Genomic DNA, 21,089 nt, shown 5'->3' with positions numbered 1-21,089 from the left:
CGGGTTTCTTTTTGCCCACATTCGCTCGGCTCCGGCCAGGCCAGGCTGTGCAGATTTGCCCACATTCGCTCGGTCCCGGGCGCGCGGCCGGGTCAGAATGACCGCATGCCGCAGCTGCGCATCGCCTTGGCCCAGGTCAACCCCACCGTCGGCGACGTCGACGGCAACACCGCGCGCACGATCGAGTGGACCCGCCGCGCCGCCGAGGCCGGCGCCCACGTCGTCGTGTTCCCGGAGATGTCCCAGACGGGTTATCCCGTGGAGGACCTGGCGTTCCGGGCCACGTTCGCGCAGGCTTCGCGCAATTCGCTGGACGAGCTGGCCCGCCGGCTGGACGACGCGGGCTGCGGCGAAGTGCTCACCTACGTCGGTTACCTCGACCACGACGAGGCCGGCCCGCGCGACGCGGCCGCCGCGCTGTTCCGCGGCGAGGTCGTGGCGAAGCAGTACAAGCACCACCTGCCCAACTACGGCGTGTTCGACGAGCACCGCTACTTCAAGCCGGGCACGGAGCTGGAGGTCGTGCGGCTGCACGGCATCGACATCGGCATGGTGATCTGCGAGGACATCTGGCAGGACGGCGGCCCGATCTCCGCGCTCGGCAAGGCCGGTGTCGACCTGGTCGTGGCGCCCAACGCGTCGCCCTACGAGCGGTCGAAGGACGAGCAGCGGCTGCCGCTCGTGGCCCGGCGCGCGGCCGAGGCGGGCGCGCCGCTGGTCTACACGAACCAGGTCGGCGGCCAGGACGACCTCGTGTTCGACGGCGACTCGCTCGTGGTCGGCGCCGACGGCAAGCTGCTCGCACGAGCGCCGCAGTTCGTGGAGCACCTGCTGGTGGTGGACATGGACTTGACCTCGGGCGGCCACGCGGGCGACGGCGCCCTCGCGGGCCTGCACGTCCACCGGCGCGTGCTGAGCGCCGAGCCGCTGCCCGCGTACCCGCCGCTGACGGATCCCGTGATCAGCGAGCCGCTTTCGGACGAGGCCGAGGTGTGGTCGGCGCTCGTGATCGGGCTGCGCGACTACGTGCACAAGAACGGCTTCTCGTCGGTGACGTTCGGCTTCTCCGGCGGCATCGACTCCGCGGTCTGTGCGGCCCTGGCGGCCGACGCGCTCGGCGGCGACAACGTGTACGGCGTCTCGATGCCGTCGAAGTACTCGTCCGCGCACTCGAAGGACGACGCCGCCGACCTCGCGCGGCGCATCGGCGCGCACTACCGCGTGGAGCCGGTCGAGGACATGGTGAAGGTCTACGTGGACCAGCTGGCGCTGACCGGGCTCGCGGAGGAGAACATCCAAGCCCGCACGCGGGGCATGCTCCTCATGGCACTGTCCAACCTGGACGGACACCTCGTGCTCGCCACCGGCAACAAGACCGAGCTGGCCGTGGGCTACTCCACGATCTACGGCGACGCGGTGGGAGGGTTCGCGCCGATCAAGGACGTGTTCAAAACGCACGTCTGGCAGCTCGCGCGCTGGCGCAACGACGAGGCGGCCAAGCGCGGCGAAACCCCGCCGATCCCGGAGAGCTCGATCACCAAACCGCCGTCGGCCGAGCTCGCGCCCGGCCAGGTGGACACCGACTCGCTGCCGGACTACGCGTTGCTCGACGACATCCTCGACGACTACGTGGAGGGCGACCGCGGCTACGCCGACCTCGTGGCCGCCGGGTTCGAGCCGGAGACCATCGACCGGGTCGTGCGGATGGTCGACCGCGCGGAGTACAAGCGCCGGCAGTACCCGCCGGGCACGAAGATCACGTTCAAGGCCTTCGGCCGCGACCGGCGGCTGCCGATCACGAACGCGTGGCGCGAGCGGAAAGCCTGAGCACAGCGTCTAGAAAAGCGTCGGTTCGTCGGGCAGCGCGCCTTCGATCACGAGCATCCGCCGCTTGGTCTCGACGCCGCCAGGGGCCGAGAAGCCGCCGTGTTTGCCGCCGGCCGCGAGCACGCGGTGGCACGGCACGATGATCGGGAACGGGTTGTTGCCCATGGCCTGCCCCACGGCTTGGGCGGCGCCCGGGAGGCCGAGCTCGTGGGCCAGATCGCCGTAGGTCTTGGTTTTGCCGGGTGGGATCCGCAGCGCCGCAACGTAGGCACGGCGGTTGAACTCCGGGACGTCGTCCAACGCCAGCGGAAGGCCGGACAGGTCGGGTTGGCCGCCCGACAACAGCGCGGTGATCAGCTCGACGGCGGTCTGGATTTCCGGCGGCGGCACCGCTTCCGTGGCGTCGGGGAACCGCCGGGCGAGGAAGGCCCGGGTGCTCGCGGGCGAGCTGCCCGGGAGCGCGGTGCCGATGATGGCCCCTTCGCGCCAGGCCAGCCCACACGCGCCCAGTGGCGTGTCGAAAACGGTGTATCCGGACGTCATCTGCCCAGGGTACGAGCGACCCCCGACAAAACTCAGCGAACGGGACGCGAGGCGAAGCGCGGCAGGGGCGTGATGACGATGTACGCGACGCCCGAGCCCATCAGCACGGCCCGCACCCCGAGCTGCACGCGGCTGAACACGCCGGCCAGGTGTCCCGGCCCGAGCAGCGACGCGACGAGGACCAGCGCCCAGGTGAGGAGCACCAGCGCGAACCCGGCCAGCGCCCACTCGCGCCACGGCGGCGGCCACCAGAACACGAGGCTGAACGAGCCCCCCACGAACGCGAGGTTCTCCAGCAGCTGCGCGGCGATCGTGCCCGGCACCAGCGCGTCGACGATCAGGACGAGGCCGAAGAGCGCGAGCGTGATCGCGGCGACCCGGCCCGTCCAGTGCACCGGCACCAGGCGCAACAGCGGTGGGCAGGCGAGCACGAAGGCGAAGCCCGCGACCCCGGTGGTGATCCGGAACAGCGGAACCGCCCGCAGCAACTCCTCGACGGTCTGCTGGGCCGGCGATACGCCGGTGGGCAGGAAGAATTCGAGCAGCCAGGCGGAATAGACCACCACCCCGAGCCCGACCAGGGCGACCGCGGCGAGTCGCGCAGTACGCACGCCCACACCCTAAGCGAAGCGGTGCGACGTTGCGCGCGGAGGTGTCACTTTTTCCCTGGTCGCAACGTTCCTCAGGCGTGCGGGCGCACGAACGGGAACAGCACCGTCTGCCGGATCGACGCGCCGCTGAGCATCATCAGCAGCCGGTCGACGCCGAGGCCGAGCCCGCCCGTCGGCGGCATGCCGTGTTCGAGCGCGAGCAGGAAGTCTTCGTCGAGCTCCATCGCCTCGACGTCGCCGCTCGCGGCGCGCAGCGACTGGGCTTCCAGCCGGCGGCGCTGTTCGATCGGGTCCGTGAGCTCGGTGTACGCGGTGCCGACCTCCGAGCCGAACGCGATGAGGTCCCAGCGCTCGGCCAGCAGCGGGTCGCGGCGGTGCCGGCGGGTCAGCGGCGAAACGTCCGTGGGGTAGTCGGTGTAGAAGGTCGGCATCACCGTCGAGCCCTCGACGAGGTGCTCGTGGGCCTTCAGCACCAGGTCACCGTGCCCGGCGTCCTCCCCCACCGGCACACCGGCCGCGGTGCAGAGCCGCCGGAGCGTGGCCACCGACGTACCCGAGTCGATCTCCTCGCCGAGCGCCGCCGAAACGGCCTCGTGCACGGGGATCACCGGCCAGTCGCCGGAAATGTCGTACTCGGTCACGTGGCCGTCGGCGTCGTGGCGGCGCACGATCTGCGCGCCGAAGGCCGCTTCGGCCGCGTGCTGCACCAGCTCGCGGGTGAGGTCGCGCATCGAGTTGTAGTCGGCGTAGGCCTGGTACGCCTCGAGCATCGTGAACTCGGGGTTGTGCGTCGCGTCGACGCCTTCGTTGCGGAAGTTGCGGTTGAGCTCGAAGACGCGCTCGACGCCGGCGACGCACAGGCGCTTGAGGTAGAGCTCCGGCGCGATGCGCAGGTACATCCGCATGTCGTAGGCGTTGATGTGCGTGACGAACGGCCGCGCGTTGGCTCCACCGTGGACGGTCTGCAGCATCGGCGTCTCGACCTCGAGGTAGTCACCCTGGTGCAGCCGCTCGCGCACGGCGCGGACCACCGTGGACCGCAGCCGCAGCAGGTGCGCCGACTCCGGGTTCACGGCCAGGTCGAGGTAGCGCTGGCGCACGCGCGTCTCGGGGTCGGTGAGGCCCTTTCGTTTGTCCGGCAACGGGTGCAGGCACTTCGCGGTGACCGTCCACTCGTCGACGAGCACGGACAGCTCGCCTCGGCGCGAGGTGACCACCTCTCCGCTCACGCCGACGTGGTCACCGAGGTCCACACCCGTGCGCCAGCCCGAGAGGTCGAGCACCGCGGCGTCGAGCATCAGCTGCAATTCGCCCGAAAAGTCCTTGATGCGCGCGAAACACAGGCCGCCGAGCGTCCGCAGCGCGAGCACCCGGCCGGCCACGCGCACGCGGTGCCCGGTGCGCGAATCCGCCGGCAGCTCGGCGAACTTGCCCACGACCTCGCCCAGCAGGTCTTCGCGCCTGAAGCCGACGGGGTACGGATCCACGCCGAGATCGCGCAGTTTGTCCAGCTTCGCGACGCGCACGCGCACCTGCTCCGGACGGCGCGCGGCCTTCGGGGCGACGCGGGCGGCGCCGTCCTCGATGCGCCGGACCTTGGCCACGAACTCGTCGCTCACCGTTTCGAGCCGCAGCACGCGCGAGCGGCCCGTGGGCACGAACCCCTCCAGCGCGCCGGCGACGATGCCGACGCGCGGCAAGCGGCGGGCCGAGGAGTAGCAGAGGAAGCGCGGTTCCCAGCCCGGGCCGTACTTCGCGTTGGAGCGGTACAGCGACTCCAGCTGGAAGAACCGCGACGCCAGGCCCAGCACCGAACGCCACAGGCGCAGCACGGGACCGGCGCCGATGCGCTCCCCCTCGGCGAAGACCGCGCGGAACATGGCGAAGTTGAGGGAGATCCGCTGCGCGCCGAGGTGCTGCGCGGCCGCGACGACCTCGGCGATCATGAACTCGTTGAGGCCGTTTTCCGCCCCGCGGTCACGGCGCATGAGATCGAGCGAGAGGCCCCGCCGGCCCCACGGCACGAAGGACAGCAGGCCGCGCAGCTCGCCCTCGCCGTCGTAGGCCTCGACCATCACACTGCGGGCATCGCTGGCGTCGCCGAGGCGGCCCAGCGCCATCGAGAAGCCGCGTTCGGACTCCGCGCCGCGCCACTGCTGCGCCCGCCCGAGCAGGCCCTGCATCTCGTCGTCGGAGATTTCGCCGTGGCGGCGCACGCGCGCGGTGTAACCCGCGCGTTCGATCCGCTTCACGGCCTGGCGCACGGACTTGCGCTCGGGCCCGGTCAGGGAGAACTCGCGGACGTCGAGCACCGCTTCGTCGCCGATCTCCAGCGCGCGCAGGCCCGCGGCCGCGTAGACCTTCGCGCCGCGCTCGCTGGCGCCGAGGACGCCGGGAATCCAGCCGTACGAACGGGTTTCGTCGAGCCACGCCCGCACGGCGTCGGGCCACGCGTCCGGGTCGCCGATCGGGTCGGCGCTGGCGACGCTGGTGCCGCCGAGCACGCGGTAGGTCACGGCCGCGCGGCCGTTGGGCGAGAAGACCACGCTCTTGTCCCGGCGCGTGGCGAAGTAGCCGAGGGAGTCGTCATCGCCGAACTCCGCGAGCAGGCGGCGCAGCGCCAACTCTTCGTCGTCGGTGCGCTGACGACGGTGCCGAACACCGCGGAAGAGCGTGTACAGCGCGCCGGTGGCCACGAAGGTCGCGCCGAGGTCGAGCACCACGTCGATCCACGCCGGGCCCTCGCCGACGCCGATCTTGCGCAGCTGCAGGTTCTCACCGGTGGCGTGGTTGACCACCCAGACCAGCCGTTCCCACGAGTCGCCGAGCGTGCCGGGGAACGCCTCGGTGAGCGCCCAGCCGAGCGCGACCACCACGAGCAGGCCGCCGAAGAGCACCGCCAGCCCGTCGCGCCAGGCGCCGGGCGCGAGCCGCGCGGGAAACGCCGGGCGCAGCACGAGCAGGAACGAGATCAGCAGCACGGACAGCACGTCGGCGATCGCGAGGAAGCCGACCTGCATCGGGATGTGGCGGATCTGCCGCGGGCCGAGCGCGAGCAGGTCGGGCGCCCACAGCAACACCGCCTGGAACGCGAGCGTGATGAGCAGCCCGCCGACCTGGAAGAGCAGCAACGTGTAGAGCGCGGCCTTCTTGCGCCGCCGCAGGGCCGCGCCGAGGACGACGAGCAGCAGCACGATCACGAGGCTCGCGCTCGTCGGCACGCTGAGGGCCGAGAAGGCCATGTCGATGCCGTTGAGCAGGTGCCCGTGGGTCCCGCCGGCGAGCAGCAGCACCACCGAGAAGACGGCGGCGAGCTGCACGACAGTGGCGACGAGGCCGCCCGCCCTGGCCTTCCAGGCGGGGATGCGCCTGCGCGCGCTCGCTGGGGTTCCCATCGGTGCCCTTCTCACGTGATCATCACGACTGGTGCAAAGACGTCAGTAGACCGGCAGTGGTTGTCTGCAGTCATCACCCGGCAGGCTGAGCCGGGATCCTCCTGACGGAGCACACCACACGCGTGTGAAGCTCATCGCACGACCTTGGGACCGACCGGCGGGCATGTCAGGCTTTGACGTGTTCTGACTCCACGACCCGGGGACCTCACCGAGGCCTCGAGGGAAGGACGGTCGACGACGATGTCTGCCAATCCGAACGGATCCGACGAGGTGGCCGCCCCGTACGGAACCGGCGCCGCGCCCGCGCAACCCGCGGCGACCGGGCGCAAAGTCCGTGTGCACCACCTGCGTGAGCTGAAGGAACGCGGCGAGCCGTGGCCGATGCTCACCGCCTACGACATGTACACCGCGCAGATCTTCGACGAGGCCGGCATCCCCGTGCTGCTCGTCGGCGACTCCGCGGCCAACAACGTGTTCGGCTACGACACCTCGCTGCCAGTGACGGTCGACGAGCTGCTGCCCCTGGTCCGCGCCGTGACGCGCTCGGTGAAGCGGGCGCTCGTGGTGGCCGACCTGCCGTTCGGCTCCTACCAGCTCTCGCCCGAGCAGGCGCTGGCCACGTCCGTGCGGTTCATGAAGGAGGGCCGCGCGCACGCCGTGAAGCTGGAAGGCGGGCGCCGGTTCGCCGCGCACGTCGAGGCGCTGACGTCGGCCGGCATCCCCGTGATGGGCCACATCGGATTCACCCCGCAGAGTGAACACAACCTCGGCGGCTACCGGGTGCAGGGGCGCGGTGAAGCGGCGGACGTGCTGCTCGCCGACGCGCTGGCGCTGCAGGAGGCCGGCGCGTTCGCCGTGGTGATGGAGATGGTGCCCGCCGAAGCCGCGAAGCGCGTGACGCACGAGCTGAAGATCCCGACGGTCGGCATCGGCGCCGGGCCCGACTGCGACGCGCAGGTGCTGGTGTGGCAGGACATGGCCGGGCTGCGCCGGGGCAAGGCGCCGCGGTTCGTGAAGCGCTACGCCGAGCTCGCCGACGTGCTGCAGGGTGCGGCCTCGGCGTTCGCCGAAGACGTGCGGCGCGGGGAGTTCCCGGCGCCGGAGCACGCGTTCCACTGAGTGATTTTCCCCGGCCCGGGGCTCACCGGCGGCGAAACCGCTGGGCGAGCTCCGGGTCGTTCTGCCACCAGAGGCCGCCCGTGGGGGCCTCACCGGATTCGGCTTCCTCGTCGAGGCGCTCGTCGATCTGCTTCGCGCGCTTCTGGTCGTCGCGGACCCAGCGCACGAACAGCGCGCCGACGAACGGCAGGCCCGCCACGTCGCCGCCGATCCACAGCACGCCGGCGCCGATGACCTGGTCGGTGCGCGGGTCCGGGCCCCAACCGGGGTGCGCCGTGGCGTAGTGCGCGGGCGCGAGCAGCGGGCCGAGCCAGAGCACGAGGCCGAGCGCGCCGTCGAAGATGACTTCCGTGAACGAGATCCAGACCGACACGAGGTGCGAGCCGCCGCGCGGGGTCGGGTCGAGTGCCACACGGCTGTAGAAGTAGAGGAACCCGGCGGCGATGAGGAACACCCGCACCAGGCCGCCGACCACGGCGTAGTCGAGCGAGAGCCCGTAGACCGGCGTCAGATAGATGATCACGAACGGCGCGATGAGCACGACCGTGACGGTGAGCGGGAAGGTCAGGAACTTCGCGAACGGGCTGCGGCCGTGGTGGCGCAACCACTGCGCGAGCCCGGGCGGCGCCGTGCGCATGAGCAGCGTGATCGGCGCGCCGAGGGCGAGCAGCAGCGGCGTGACCATGAGCAGCACGGTGTTCTGCGTGGCCCGGACCCAGAACAGCGTGGTGTCGTAGACGCCGAGGAACGAGCATGTGACGAGCACGATCGTGGCGAGCCCGGCGAGGAACGCCGTCGTCCGGCCGGGTGCCCAGCTGTCTTGCTTCCGCGCGGCGACGACGTAAGCCGCGCCGAGGGCGAGCACGACGAGCAGGGCCGGGACGTCGGGTGTCCAGGCCGTGAAGAGCGTGGTGCCGGTGAGCGGGGTTTCGATACCGCCAGTGTCCCCTTCCGGAAATCGGACCGGGACACCGCCCTCAGAAACTGAAGACGAGCAGGCTGGCGATTCCGGCGATGACGCAGTAGATGGCGAACGGCGTCAAGGTGCGCGTTTCGAAGTATTTCGTGAGAAAACGGACAGAAATGTAGGACGCAATACCGGCCACCAGACTTCCGGCGAGCGCCGGGCCGAGCGACGGGCTGTTCTCCGGCGTGAACAGCGAGGGAAGTTTCAGCACGCCCGCGGCGAGGATCACCGGGGTGGCCAGCAGCCACGCGAAGCGGGCCGAATCCTGGTGGCCGAGACCGCGGCGCAGGCCCGCGACCATCGTGATGCCGGAGCGGCTGATGCCCGGCAGGAGCGCGAGGATCTGGGCCGAGCCGATGAGCACGGCCTCCTTCACGCTGAGCTTGGAGAGGCGGGCGTCGGTGGCTTCCTCGACCGTGATCGCGCGCATGACGAGGGTGTCTTCGGCGCTGAAGTCGACCGTGTCTTCCGTTGTCCTGCCTGAGATCCCGGCCTTGGGCGCGGCACGGGAGAAGCGTTCGGCCGCATACAGCACGCCGCCGTTGAGGATGAGGAAGATGGCCGACGGCACGGGCTTGCCGAGGAAGTCGCGTAGCACGCTTTCGAGCAGCAGGCCGGCGATGCCGACGGGGATCGTCGCGAGGATGAGCAGCCACGCGAGACGCTGGTCGGCCGTGCGGACCTCGCGGTGGCGGATCGAGGAGAACAGGCCGCCGATGATGCGCACCCAGTCGCGCCAGAAGAACAGCACGAGGGCGAGCGCCGTGGCCACGTGCATCGCCACGAGCACCGCGAGATAAGGCGAATCCTCGCCGATGCTCAGATCACGCTGCCACGATCCGCCGATCACCGCGGGCAACAGGATGCTGTGTCCCAGGCTGGACACGGGAAACAATTCCGACACGCCTTGCAGCGCGCCGACGACGATCGACTCGACATACGTGACCGCGGACATTCTCGAGCCTTTCTCGCGTCGGTTCGGCCTTTCCTCGCGCAAGCTACCCACTACCGGGTAAACGCGGGGCAAGGGGGCGAAAGAACCTCCTCGGCGACCTTGTGCTTGTTCACATCCATGAACACGAATCATGTCCTTGACTGGTGTTCGGGCGGTGGCTTAGCGTGGTCCCCAACACGAAGGTGTGAACCTCGACGAGGAGGACGGGATGCCGGAAGCAGCCGGAGCTTCACGCGCGACCCGCCACCCGAGGTCCGCGCCACGGTGAAGGAAAATCGCGGACGCGGCCACCTCCCAGGTGGGCCACCGACGCGACACGGACGGGGGCCCGCTCAGCCCGGCGGCGGGGGCGGGCCTCCACCTTCTCTGCGAATGGCGCTGAGGGTGTCTCTGCGGAGGCGACAGCCAGGCGCGGCGGCGGCGCAAGCGGTGCCCGCGCGAACCGAGCCGGCCGACACCCGGACGACTCGCGGCCTTTCGGCTGAACGGCGCCGCGACTCCCGCGCGAAAGCCGCCGGTCCGGCAGAGTGATCGGCATGGACGACCTCTACCCGCCGCTGCAGCCATTGGCCGATGGGATGCTCGACGTGGGCGACGGGCACCGGATCTACTGCCAGGAGGCGGGAAACCCGCAGGGCAAGCCGGTGGTCGTGGTGCACGGCGGGCCCGGGAGCGGGATCGCGCCGATGGCGCGCAGGCATTTCGACCCCGCCGCGTACCGGATCATCCTGTTCGACCAGCGCGGGGCGGGGCGGAGCACGCCGAGCGTCGAGGACCCGGACGCGGACCTGAGCACGAACACGTTGTGGCACCTCGTCGCGGACATGGAGCTGCTGCGGGAGCGGCTGAACATCCGGCGCTGGCAGGTGTTCGGAGGGTCGTGGGGGTCGACGCTCGCGCTGGCGTACGCGCAGACTTACCCCGATCAGGTGACGGAGCTGGTGCTGCGCGGGATCTTCACCGCGCGGCAGCGCGAGCTCGACTGGATCTACCGCGGCGGCGCGGCGAACCTCTTCCCCGCCGAGTGGGAGGACTTCCTGGCGCCACTGCCGGAAGAGCACCACAAGGATCCGCTCGCGGGGTACGCCGAGCTGCTCGACGACCCCGACCGCGGCGTGCGGGAACGGGCCGCGATCGCGTGGAGCGTCTGGGAGGGCGCGACGGTGGCATTGCTGCCGCAACAAGCGTTCCTGAACCGGTACGCCGATCCGTCGTTCGCGCTGACGTTCGCGCGGCTGGCGGTGCACTACTTCAGCCACGACGCCTGGCTCGAGGACGAGCAGCTGATCCGCGACGCCGGCAAGCTCGCCGGAGTGCCGGGCGTGCTCGTGCAGGGCCGCTACGACGCCGTCTGCCTGCCGATCACCGCGTACGAGCTGCACCGCGCGTGGCCCGGCTCGATCCTGCGCATCACGGAAGGCGCGGGGCACGCCGTGAACGACCCGGGCACGCTGGCCGCGCTGCGTCAGGCGACCGACGACTTCCGCTAGACGTCCAGCAGCAGCCGGAAGAGTCCTTCCAACGTCGACGCCAGCGCGGCCTGGTCGGTCTCGTTCAAAGCCGTGCTGCCGATCAGCTTGCGCATCAACCAGAACCCCGAGATCAGCGACAGCGCCACGGCCGCGCGATCGGTTCCGCGCACGCCGGGGACGACGTCGAGAATGTGCGCCTCGACGTGCTTTTCGATGCCCGCGCGCAAGATCTCGGCGGCGCGCGGATTGGGCGCCGAGCGCAGCGTCAGCAGGAACGGGTCGAGGCTGTCGGCGTCCGGTGAAGTCCGCGACACGAGCGAAGCCGCGACGTCGCGTGCGAGCGTGGCCGGGTCGCCCGTCAGCACGGTCCGCTCGGTCATCGACACCTCCACAACCTCGGCGAAGAGCCCTTCCTTCGAGCCGAAGTAGCGGTTCACGAGCATCGCCGTGACGCCGGCGGTCTGCGCGATCTCCCGCACTCCGACGCCGTCGTAGCCGAAGCGCGTGAACGCCTCGACGCCCGCGCGCAGGATCGCTTCCCGGGTCGCCGCGGCGTCGCGACGGCGTGGTGCAGTCATGTCTACCAGTGTAGACTAAAATTAAATCTACAGCCGTAGACCTGAACGGAGAACCATGGACCTCAACCTGACCGGCCGCCGCGCACTCGTCACGGGCTCGAGTTCCGGCCTCGGCGAAGCGATCGCGCGGCTGCTCGCGGAAGAAGGCGCGGACGTCGTGGTCCACGGCCGCGACGAAGCCCGAACCCGTGCGGTGGCGGACAAAATCGGCGCGAAAGCCGTCGCGATCGGCGACCTCGCCACCGACGAAGGCGCGGCGAAAGTCGCGAAGGAAGCCGGTGACATCGACGTGCTCGTGAACAACGCCGGCGCCTACCAGCACCTGACCTGGGCCGAGGCCACGCCCGAGGAATGGGCGCGGACGTACGAGGTGAACGTGATCTCGTCGGTCCGCATGATCCGCCACCTCGTGCCCGGCATGCGCGAACGTGGCTGGGGCCGCGTGATCCAGATCGGCGGCGGCCTGTCCGGTCAGCCGATGGCGCTGCTCCCCCACTACAACGCGACGCTTGCCGCGCGCCACAACCTCGCGGTTTCCCTTGCGCGGGAACTGAAGGACACCGGCGTGACGTCCAATGTGGTCGCTCCCGGCGCGATCCTCGTGGACTCCGTGCAGAAGCTGCTCACGGACCTCGCCCCGGAACGCGGCTGGGGCGAGACCTGGGAGACCATCGAACCCCACGCCGCTCAGGACTTCGTGCCCAACGACATCGGCCGCTTCGGGCGGCCCGACGAGATCGCGGGCGCCGTGGCGTACCTGGCGAGCCCGTACGGCGACTACGTCAGCGGGGCCACCCTCCGCGTGGACGGTGGCACCATCCGCTCGGTGAGCTAGGAACCCTAGATCCGGCCGCCCGAAGAACTGTCGCCGCCGGAGAGCTTCTGCGCGAAGTACACCGGCACCGTCGAGACGATGATCAGCACCGCCGCCACCACGTTGACCACCGGGGCCTGGTTGGGGCGGAACAGGTTGTCGTAGATCCAGATCGGCAACGTCTCCATGCCGGTGCCCAGCGTGAAGGTCGTCACGATGATCTCGTCGAACGACAGCGCGAACGCCAGCAGCCCGCCCGCCAGCAGCGCCGAGCGCAGCATCGGGAACGTCACCAGCCGGAACGTGGTGATGCCGTCGGCGCCGAGGTCCATCGACGCTTCCTCGAGGTTGCCGCCCATGCGCCGCAGGCGGGCCACGACGTTGTTGAACACCACGACGATGCAGAAGGTCGCGTGGGCGATGATCGCCGTGAGCAGGCCGAGGTCGATGCCGAGGATCGTGCGGAACGCGTTGTTCAGCGCGATACCGGTGACGATGCCCGGCAGAGCGATCGGCAGGATGATCAGCAGCGAGATCGAGTCCCGGCCGAAGAACCGGTAGCGCTGCAAGGCGAACGCGGCCATCGTGCCGAGCACGAGCGCGATCGCCGTGGCGGCCACCCCGGCCTCGATGCTGGTCCACAACGCGTGCAGCGCCCCGGCGTTGGTGACCGCGCGGCCCCACCACTCGAGGGTGAAGCTCTTCGGCGGCCAGCCGAACGTGGTGTCCGAGTTCACGGAGTTGAGCAGCACCACCAGAAGCGGGAAGTAGATCACCGCGAACCCGACCCCGAGTGCCGTCCACAGCACCACCCGGCCGGTCTTCGACATGCGCACGGCGGTCTCCTAGAGGTTGTTCAGCGCGCCGGTGCGACGCACGACGGCCAAGTACACGAGCATGATCACGACCGGCACGATGGCCACGGTCGCCGCGAATGGCAGGTTGTTGGCCGCGCCGATGTTGTCGTAGACGACGTTGCCAAGCATCTGCGACGTGCCGCCCACGATCTTGACGGCGATGTAGTCGCCCAGCGACAGGGAGAACGTGAAGATCGAGCCCGCAACGATCGCCGGGAAGGCGAGGGGCAGGATCACCGAGCGGAACGTGCGGAACGACTTCGCGCCGAGGTCACCCGACGCGTCGACCAGTGAGTCGGGCAGGCGCTCCAGGCCGGCGTAGATCGGCAGGATCATGTACGGCAGCCACAGGTACGACAGCGTGATCACCGTGGCCGCGACGCCGTAGCCGGGGCCGGAGAGGCCGAAGGGGCTCAGCAGCCAGCTGATCGCGCCGTTGCCGGAAAGCAGGGTGCGCCACGCGTAGGCCTTCACCAGGTAGCTCGCCCACAGCGGCGTCATCACGGCGATCACGAGGATCCGTTGCGCCCGAGGGGAAGCGAGCTTGGCCATCGCGAAGGCCATGGGGAAGGCGATGACCGCGTCGATGACCGTCACCAGCAGCGCGATGCCGACTGTCCGCAGCGTGATCGTGCGGTAGACCGAGTCGGTGAACAGGGTGACGAAGTTGTCGAACGACCAGTCCGTGACCACCTTGCCGGTGAACACGTCGGTGGACCAGAAGGCCGTGATGAACAGGGCGGCGAGCGCGCCGAGGTAGGCCAGGCCGAGCCACAGCAGCGGAGCCGAAAGGAGAATGCCCAGGCGCAGCTTGGGTTTGCGGAAGAAGAAAGCCGAAGCGCGGCGGCTCGGCGGGCTCACGGCGGTCATGTCGAGCACCTTCGGGGCACGGTTGCGGGAGGGGGTCCGGGGGCGGCGGACGAGGGGGGAGGTGCCCGCCGCCCCCGGAGCAAAGGGGGAATCTCACGAATGCCGGCGCCGGTTTCAAGCGGCGCCGGCACTCACGAGCACGTCAACCCTTGATCTCGGTCCAGGCACGGGTCCAGTCGCCGTAGTCCTTGCACTTGACGTCCGTGCGGCCGTCGAGGCACTGCGGGATCGGCGTGGTCCAGTACTGGATCTTGGCGGCGTAGGCCGCGTCGTTGGCGTGGTAGGTGTCGCACAGGGACTTGTCGGTCATCTCGGCGCAGGCCTTGGAGTTGGCCGGGGCCTCACCGAAGTACTCCGCCACCTGGGCGTTGACCTTCGGGCTGATGATGTAGTCCATCCACTTGTACGCGCACGTCTTGTGCTGCGACTTCGTGGCCACCATCCAGGTGTCCGACCAGCCGGTGGCACCTTCGCTCGGCACGGTCGCACCCAGCGGAGCGCCCTCGCTCTTGGCCAGGTTCACCGTGACCTGCCACGCGGTGCCGATCACGGCGTCCGCGTTCTTGAGCGACTGCGTTTCCTTGAGGTAGTCCGCCCAGTACTCGCTGACGTTCGGGCGCTGCTTCTTCAGCAGGTCCACCGCCGCGTTGAACTGCTTGTCGTCCAAGGCGTACGGGTTTTTGATGCCGAGGTCGGGCTGGTGCGCCATGAGGTACAGGGCGGCGTCGGCGATGTAGATCGGAGAGTCGTAGGCGATGATCTTGCCCTTGTAGGGCGAGTTCACGTCGAACATCGGCGACCACGACGTCGGCTCCGGGCTCACCTTGTCGGTGCGCCAGGTGAGCACGTTCGCGCCCCAGCCGTGCGGGATGCCGTAGGCGACGTTGTTGACGCTGTTCCACGACTTGTTCTTCAGGAACGGGTAGACGTCGTTGTAGTTCGGCACGAGCGCGGTGTTCACCGGCTCGACGTCGCCCGAGGCGACCAGGCGCAGCGAGGCGTCGCCCGAGGCGGACACCACGTCGTACTGGCCCGTCTTCATCAGCGTCACGGCCTCGTCGGACGTGCCGAACGCCTTGACATTGACCTTGCAGCCGGTCTGGTCCTCGAACGGCTTGACCCAGTTGATGGTCGAGTCGGTGGAGCCGTTTTCGGCGTAACCGGGCCACGCGAGCACGTTCAGCTGGCCTTCCGGCTGGCCCAGCTGGGTGAGTGCGGCCAGCTTGGGCGGGGTGAACCCCTGAGCGCCCGGCGCGGACCCCGCGTTTGAGTCGGAGCCCGACGTCCCGCAGGCCGCGAGCAGCAGGCTCACGCCGCACAGACCCGCGAGCAGCGTCTTCCTGTTCTTCATGTCGAGAGAAACCTTCCCGTGAGAACTAGCCGGCTTCGGGGACCCGGAAACTGTGTTCGTGGCGCCACCGCAGACGGACCCGGCGGTCGGCGAACTCGGTCGGTTCACTGGTGTTCTGGCGAACCACGGACAACTGACCCCCCGCATCGAGCGCGACAGCGTAGCGCACTGTAGATCCGGCGTATACGACATCCGTGACGATTCCGGTCGCCGAAGTCTCGCCTGGACCGGCCGGCGACGCAAGATCAGCATCGATGCGAATTTTCTCCGGCCGGATGCTGTACACGCCGGGCTTGCCGATCACCGCTTCGGCCCCACGCCCGCTGAGCAGGTTGGACGTGCCGACGAAGCCGGCGACGAACGCGCTGGCCGGTCTCTCGTACACCTCCACCGGGGTGCCGACCTGTTCGATCCGCCCGGCGTTGAACACCGCGATGCGGTCGCTCATGGTCAGCGCCTCGTCCTGGTCGTGCGTCACGAACACGAAGGTGATCCCGACTTCGCGCTGGATCTGCTTGAGCTCGATCTGCATCGCTTGACGCAGCTTGAGGTCGAGTGCTCCCAGCGGTTCGTCGAGCAGCAGCACCTTCGGGCGGTTCACCAGGGCCCGCGCGAGAGCGACGCGCTGGCGCTGACCACCCGAGAGCTGAGAAGGCTTGCGGTCGCCGTACTCCCCGAGCCGCACGGTCTCCAGGGCTTCCGCGGCGCGTTGCTTGCGCTCGGCCTTGGCGACCCGCTTGACCTTGAGGCCGTACTCCACGTTCTGCCGCACCGACATGTGCGGAAAGAGCGCGTAGTCCTGGAACACGGTGTTCACGTCGCGCTCGAACGGCGCCAGCTGGCTGACGTCGCGCCCGGCGAGCTCGATGGTGCCCGCGGTGGGCAGCTCGAAGCCGGCGATCATGCGCAGCACCGTGGTCTTCCCCGAGCCCGACGGGCCGAGCATGGAGAAGAACTCACCGGGCGGGATGTCGAGGTCGACGCCGTCGACGGCGCGGACCTTGTCGAAGTGCTTCTGCAGCCCGGTGAGCCGGATCGCCGGCTCACCGCCGGCGCGCGGCGGCTCGGGCCGCCGGGCGGCCGTCGGGGCAAGGTGTGGCATGGCGGGCCTTCCCGTGGATCTCGTCACCGGTACCTACAGCGCGCTCATCACGTGCTTGACGCGGGTGTAGTCCTCGAGTCCGTACAGCGAGAGATCCTTGCCGTAACCCGACTTCTTGAACCCGCCGTGGGGCATCTCGGCGACGAGCGGGATGTGGGTGTTGATCCACACGCACCCGAAGTCGAGCTTGGCGGACACGCGCATGGCGCGCTGGTGGTCCTTGGTCCAGATCGAGGAGGCGAGGCCGTAGGGCACGCCGTTGGCCGCCTTCACCGCGTCGGCTTCGTCGGAGAAGCGCTGCACGGTGATCACGGGGCCGAAGACCTCGTTCTGGGTGATCTCGTCGTCCTGCGTGACGCCGGAGACCACGGTGGCTTCGTAGAAGAAGCCCTCGTCGCCGACGCGTCGCCCTCCACAGTGGACGGTGGCGTGCCCGGGCAGGCGGTCGATGAAGCCGGACACCTTCTCCAGCTGCGCGGCGTTGTTGAGCGGGCCGAAGGCGGCGGTGTCGTCGTCCGGCTTGCCGGTCTTGCTGGCCTCGGCCTGACGCGAGAGGGCGGCGACGAAGGTGTCGTGCACGTCGTCGGACACCAGCACGCGCGTGGCGGCGGTGCAGTCCTGGCCGGCGTTGAAGTAGCCCGCCATCGCGATGGTCTCGGCGGCGGCCTCGAGGTCGGCGTCGGAGAACACGATCACGGGCGCCTTGCCGCCCAGCTCCAGGTGCACGCGCTTGACGTCGCGGGCCGCGGCGCCCGCGACCTCGATGCCGGCGCGCACGGAGCCGGTGATCGACACCATCGAGGGGATCGGGTGCTCCACCAGCGCGCGGCCGGAGTCACGGTCGCCGGTCACCACGTTGAACACGCCCGGCGGCAGGAACTCGCCGCAGATCTCGGCCAGCAGCAGAGTGGACGCCGGCGTGGTGTCCGACGGCTTGAGCACGACCGTGTTGCCCGCCGCGAGCGCGGGCGCGATCTTCCAGATCGCCATGAGCAGCGGGTAGTTCCACGGCGTCACCTGCGCGCAGACGCCCACGGGCTCGCGGCGGATGAAGGACGTGTGGCCTTCCATGTACTCACCGGCCGCGCGGCCTTCGAGCACGCGCGCGGCGCCGGCGAAGAAGCGCAGCTGGTCGACGATCATCGGCAGCTCTTCGGACATCGTGAGCGCGACCGGCTTGCCGGTGTTCTGCGACTCGACGCGCACGAGCTCCTCGCCGCGGGCCTCGACGGCGTCGGCGATCTTCAGGAGCGCGAGCTGGCGCTGGGCCGGCGTGGTCTCCTTCCAGCTCTCGAACGCCTCCGCCGCGACCTTGAGCGCGTGGTCGATGTCTTCGGCGCTCGCCACCGGCGCGGTGCAGTACGCGCGGCCGGTGACCGGGTCCACGATTTCGAGGACCCTCCCGGACTGCGAGTCGACGAACTTCCCGCCGACGTAGTGCTTCAATTCCTGCACGCGTGCGCCTCCTGACTCTCCGTGGCAGGGTGAAACATATAACTCCATATTTCACATGACAAGGTCCTGGGGCACTATTGGCCCCAATCGCATGCCGAGACGGGTGGGCCCACGATGCGCAAGGAGATGTCGAACAGCGCACGACTGGCGATGTTCGCTCCGCTCGACCAGCTCGGCCGCGCCGAGGCGGTCGCGGCCCGGCTGCTCGACGCCATCACCCTGGGTCTCCTCGACGACGCCGAGCAGCTGCCGAGCGAGGTCGAGCTCGCCGCGCAGTTCCGCGTTTCCACCGTGACGGTCCGCGAAGCGCTCGCTGTGCTGCGGCAGCAGGGGCTGGTCGAGACCAGGCGCGGGCGCGGCGGCGGCAGCTTCGTGCGCACGCCCGCATGGCCGGCGCCGAGCTCGTGGGCCCAGCGCCTGCGGCTCGTCTCGCTCGCGGATCTGCGCGACTTCGGCGACCACTACCTCGCCGTGGCCGGGTCCGCGGCCAAGCTCGCGTCGGAACGCAGCTCGCCCGAAGACCTGGAACGACTGCGCCTGACCAGCGAAGACCTCCTCGGCACGACCGGTCCCGAGGCGACGCGCGCCGAACGGCACTTCCACCTCGAGATCGCGGCGGCCGCGCAGTCGCCGCGGCTCACCAACCAGGAGGTCCAACTGCAGGGCGAACACGGCGGGTTGCTCTGGGTGCCCCTCGACGGCGAGGACACCTGCCGCCAGTCCTACGCTGAGCACTACGCGATCGTCACCGCGATCGCGGCGGCCGACGGCGATCTGGCCCGCAAGCTGACCGAGGAGCACATCCTGAGCGCGCTCGACCGGCTCGTGGATCTGCACTTAAGCCTCGAAACGCCGTAGGCTTCGATGACCCCGCGATCGAGGTGAGCATCGTGACCGACACCCGCACGTTGACCGGCGACGAAGTCGTCGCACAGGTATCCGCGCTGGTCGAGGAGATCTTCGAGCGGCTGAAGCCCGTATTGGCCGCGGCCGAGACGCTGCTGGCCGAGCCCGGCGGCGCCGGTTCCCGCACGCTCCACGGCATCCGGCCGCAGGTCCTGGAGGCCCTCGGCGGCCTCGTGATCGGCGCGGGGTTCGTGAGTGCGCCCCACGTGTTGTCGGACCAGGAGTTCGGCTTCGAGTGGTGGACCACCACCGGTTCGGACGACAGTGGTTCCGAGGACACCGTGCCGGAGCAGCTGTTCATCAGCCTCGACCCGGAGAGCCCGAACTTCCTCGACTACACGCGCCAGTCGTGGTTCACCGTGCCGCGCGACAGCGGCCGGCGCCACATCAACGGCCCGTACGTCGACTACCTCTGCACCGACGAGTACACGCTCACTTTCACGCTGCCCGTGTACCGCGACGGTTCGTTTGCCGGCGTGGTGGGCGCGGACGTCTACGTGCGCGAGTTCGAGCGGACGGTGAGCCGGCGGCTGCGTTCGCTGGGCCGGCGCGCGGCTCTGCTCAACGCGCAGGGGCGGGTGATCGTGTCGAACAGCGTCCGGCAGGCGACGGGTTCTCTGGTGCGAGACGTCGATGTGCCGGCGTGGTGGACGGCCGGGGCGGAGCCGCAGACGATGTCGGGTGGCGCGACGTTGCGGCGGTGCGGGGATTCGCCGATCGCGTTGCTGGTCAGCGTGTGACTTCTCAGCGGGTGTTTTCTCAGCGGTTGACCTGAAGGGCGAGCCAGAGTTCGGCCCTGGTGCCGGGTGAGTCGAGGTCCTGACCGAGGAGCTCGGCGGCCTTGGTGATGCGGTTGCGCAGGGTGTGACGGTGGATGTGCAGCTGCGTGGCGGCGCGGTCCCAGTGGCCGTGGTTTTCGAGCCAGCAGCGCAGGGACTCCTCCAGCTCACCGCGGCCGGACTCGTCGTGGGTGCGCAGCGGGTTCAGAAGCTCGTGGGCAAAGGCTTGGGCGGCAAGGGGATCCAGGAGGTTGAGCAGGCCCCGGCCGGCGTGGTCGGCATAGCGCAGGAGCGGAATGTCCTGGCTGCGCGCGGTTTCGGCCGCCTGCCGGGCCTGGCGCAGCGCTGCCGGGAACTCGGTGGCGTCTCCGACGCCGACGTGGCAACCGCCGACTTCGGCGGCCACGGTGAGCACGCGGTCGGCGTCGTCGGTCGCGGCGACGAGGAGCGACTCGGAGTGGGCGAAGAACACTTGCCCCGCAACGGGTTCCAGGCGGTCGTACAGCGCGGTCCGCGCGGCAGGCCGGCCCGCGACGGCGAGCACGGCCCACGGTTGCGGCGGGGCGCCTTGCGCGGTGCGCAGCACGTCGAGCGCGAGGGCTTCCTGGCCGTCGGCGAACAGGTCGAGCAGGCCGGTGCGCAGCCGGGACAGCGCGCCGCGTTGGGCACGATCCTGTTCCAGGGCAAGGGAAAGCAGCGAGACCGCCGTGTTCACGATGTGGCGACCGGTCGAGTCGAGCGGCTCGGTGGTGCCGACCGCGAGCGCGCCGCGCGTGTGCAAGGTCTGGAGCACGACCTCCTGCTCCCCCAGCGTGACAACCCGTGTGCCGGCGCGCAGGTCCTTCACGTCGAGCTGTTCCCCGTGTGCGCGAGCGGCTGCGGAAGAGACTTCGCGGAGTTGGCCGGCGGCGTCGAAGAGCACGACCCAGCCGTCGATGAGCCGGGCGAGCCGCCGCACGACACCCGCCGCGCCCGTCTTTCCCACGGCGGTGCGGGTGAGTTCCTGCTGGGCGCGGCCGATGCGGACGGTCGCGGCGTACTCGTCGGCCGCGACCGCGCGGGAGACGGCGCGGGTGATGGCGATGAAGGGCGTCTTGCGGGGCACTTCGAGCACCGGGAGGCCGATCTCGTCGGCGGTTTCGACCAGGGTGCGCGGCACGTGCTCGTGGCTGAGCCCGACGCCGAAGCCGAGCCCGGCGGTGCCCGCTTCGACGAGGCGGCGGACGTAGGCCTCCGACGTCGTGTCGTCGAGGGCCAGGCCCGTGGTGAGCAGGAGCTCGCCGCCTTCGAGGAAGGCGTGCGGGTCGGTGAGCTCGGTCGGGTGCACCCAGCCGATCGGGCGATCGAGGCCGGCCTCCCCCGCAACCACGCGCAGCGCGAGCGACCGCTGTTCAGTGAGCGCGCGCAGGGTGAGTGCCATAGTGGCCAAGTTTACGCGCGGCATTGGACATCTTGGCCAGCTGACTTGTGCATGGAGCCGCCTCATCC

General features: G+C 69.8%; 18 protein-coding genes. 6 read left to right on the top strand and 12 right to left on the bottom strand.

What is annotated here, in order from left to right; all coding sequences use genetic code 11:
• The first annotated feature begins 105 nt into the window (after window positions 1–105).
• A complete protein-coding gene (locus K1T34_RS24570) occupies window positions 106–1,827 on the top strand; it encodes an NAD+ synthase (protein ID WP_220246541.1) in 1,722 nt (573 codons plus the stop codon).
• 9 nt (window positions 1,828–1,836) lie between these two features.
• Here K1T34_RS24570 and K1T34_RS24565 read toward each other — a convergent pair whose 3' ends face one another.
• From K1T34_RS24565 to lysX, 3 genes are all read right to left on the bottom strand, one after another.
• A complete protein-coding gene (locus K1T34_RS24565; protein WP_220246540.1) occupies window positions 1,837–2,370 on the bottom strand; it encodes a methylated-DNA--[protein]-cysteine S-methyltransferase in 534 nt (177 codons plus the stop codon).
• A 32-nt stretch (window positions 2,371–2,402) separates the two neighbouring features.
• Window positions 2,403–2,981: a hypothetical protein gene (locus tag K1T34_RS24560; protein ID WP_220246539.1), complete on the bottom strand. Its 579-nt coding sequence runs from the start codon at window positions 2,979–2,981 to the stop codon at window positions 2,403–2,405.
• 71 nt (window positions 2,982–3,052) lie between these two features.
• Window positions 3,053–6,376, bottom strand: a complete 3,324-nt coding sequence (lysX, locus tag K1T34_RS24555) for a bifunctional lysylphosphatidylglycerol synthetase/lysine--tRNA ligase LysX (protein ID WP_220246538.1) — start codon at window positions 6,374–6,376, stop codon at window positions 3,053–3,055.
• 240 nt (window positions 6,377–6,616) lie between these two features.
• Here lysX and panB point away from each other — a divergent pair, with 240 nt between their 5' ends.
• Complete coding sequence (panB, locus tag K1T34_RS24550; protein ID WP_220246537.1) at window positions 6,617–7,495, top strand: 3-methyl-2-oxobutanoate hydroxymethyltransferase; 879 nt, start codon at window positions 6,617–6,619, stop codon at window positions 7,493–7,495.
• Between the two features lie 22 nt (window positions 7,496–7,517).
• Here panB and K1T34_RS24545 read toward each other — a convergent pair whose 3' ends face one another.
• Together K1T34_RS24545 and K1T34_RS24540 are read right to left on the bottom strand one after the other, a co-directional pair.
• Window positions 7,518–8,360 (bottom strand): cytochrome c oxidase assembly protein, encoded by an 843-nt coding sequence (locus K1T34_RS24545; protein ID WP_220246536.1) that lies wholly within the window; start codon window positions 8,358–8,360, stop codon window positions 7,518–7,520.
• Window positions 8,361–8,472: 112 nt separating this feature from the next.
• A complete protein-coding gene (locus tag K1T34_RS24540) occupies window positions 8,473–9,417 on the bottom strand; it encodes an undecaprenyl-diphosphate phosphatase (RefSeq protein ID WP_220247387.1) in 945 nt (314 codons plus the stop codon).
• A gap of 536 nt (window positions 9,418–9,953) precedes the next feature.
• Here K1T34_RS24540 and pip point away from each other — a divergent pair.
• Window positions 9,954–10,907, top strand: a complete 954-nt coding sequence (pip, locus tag K1T34_RS24535; RefSeq protein WP_220246535.1) for a prolyl aminopeptidase — start codon at window positions 9,954–9,956, stop codon at window positions 10,905–10,907.
• On the opposite strand, the gene K1T34_RS24530 is transcribed toward pip, so the two are convergent.
• A complete protein-coding gene (locus tag K1T34_RS24530) occupies window positions 10,904–11,467 on the bottom strand; it encodes a TetR/AcrR family transcriptional regulator (RefSeq protein ID WP_220246534.1) in 564 nt (187 codons plus the stop codon). The genes pip and K1T34_RS24530 overlap by 4 nt on opposite strands.
• 55 nt (window positions 11,468–11,522) lie before the next feature.
• Here K1T34_RS24530 and K1T34_RS24525 point away from each other — a divergent pair, with 55 nt between their 5' ends.
• A complete protein-coding gene (locus tag K1T34_RS24525) occupies window positions 11,523–12,302 on the top strand; it encodes an SDR family NAD(P)-dependent oxidoreductase (RefSeq protein WP_220246533.1) in 780 nt (259 codons plus the stop codon).
• Between the two features lie 5 nt (window positions 12,303–12,307).
• On the opposite strand, the gene K1T34_RS24520 is transcribed toward K1T34_RS24525, so the two are convergent.
• The 5 genes from K1T34_RS24520 to K1T34_RS24500 form a co-directional block, all read right to left on the bottom strand.
• Window positions 12,308–13,111 (bottom strand): ABC transporter permease, encoded by an 804-nt coding sequence (locus K1T34_RS24520; RefSeq protein WP_370643837.1) that lies wholly within the window; start codon window positions 13,109–13,111, stop codon window positions 12,308–12,310.
• A gap of 15 nt (window positions 13,112–13,126) precedes the next feature.
• Window positions 13,127–14,008, bottom strand: a complete 882-nt coding sequence (locus tag K1T34_RS24515; RefSeq protein WP_220246531.1) for an ABC transporter permease — start codon at window positions 14,006–14,008, stop codon at window positions 13,127–13,129.
• Window positions 14,009–14,150: 142 nt separating this feature from the next.
• Window positions 14,151–15,359, bottom strand: coding sequence for an ABC transporter substrate-binding protein (locus K1T34_RS24510; protein WP_220246530.1), 1,209 nt, complete (start codon window positions 15,357–15,359; stop codon window positions 14,151–14,153).
• A gap of 25 nt (window positions 15,360–15,384) precedes the next feature.
• Complete coding sequence (locus K1T34_RS24505; RefSeq protein ID WP_220246529.1) at window positions 15,385–16,461, bottom strand: ABC transporter ATP-binding protein; 1,077 nt, start codon at window positions 16,459–16,461, stop codon at window positions 15,385–15,387.
• Between the two features lie 33 nt (window positions 16,462–16,494).
• On the bottom strand, window positions 16,495–17,916 hold the full coding sequence (locus K1T34_RS24500; RefSeq protein ID WP_220246528.1) for a gamma-aminobutyraldehyde dehydrogenase: 1,422 nt from the start codon (window positions 17,914–17,916) through the stop codon (window positions 16,495–16,497).
• 114 nt (window positions 17,917–18,030) lie between these two features.
• Between K1T34_RS24500 and K1T34_RS24495 the strand changes: the two genes are divergently transcribed.
• Together K1T34_RS24495 and K1T34_RS24490 are read left to right on the top strand one after the other, a co-directional pair.
• The gene (locus K1T34_RS24495; RefSeq protein WP_220246527.1) at window positions 18,031–18,774 is read left to right on the top strand and encodes a FadR/GntR family transcriptional regulator; all 744 of its coding nucleotides are present in this window, start codon (window positions 18,031–18,033) and stop codon (window positions 18,772–18,774) included.
• Between the two features lie 32 nt (window positions 18,775–18,806).
• Complete coding sequence (locus K1T34_RS24490; protein WP_220246526.1) at window positions 18,807–19,562, top strand: cache domain-containing protein; 756 nt, start codon at window positions 18,807–18,809, stop codon at window positions 19,560–19,562.
• Between the two features lie 19 nt (window positions 19,563–19,581).
• On the opposite strand, the gene K1T34_RS24485 is transcribed toward K1T34_RS24490, so the two are convergent.
• Complete coding sequence (locus tag K1T34_RS24485; RefSeq protein WP_220246525.1) at window positions 19,582–21,021, bottom strand: PucR family transcriptional regulator; 1,440 nt, start codon at window positions 21,019–21,021, stop codon at window positions 19,582–19,584.
• Window positions 21,022–21,089: the final 68 nt, after the last annotated feature.

The sequence above is a fragment of the Amycolatopsis sp. DSM 110486 genome (assembly GCF_019468465.1).
GTDB lineage: Bacteria > Actinomycetota > Actinomycetes > Mycobacteriales > Pseudonocardiaceae > Amycolatopsis.
Note: the sequence above shows the minus strand (reverse complement) of the source record. Positions and strands in the feature narration are given on the sequence as shown.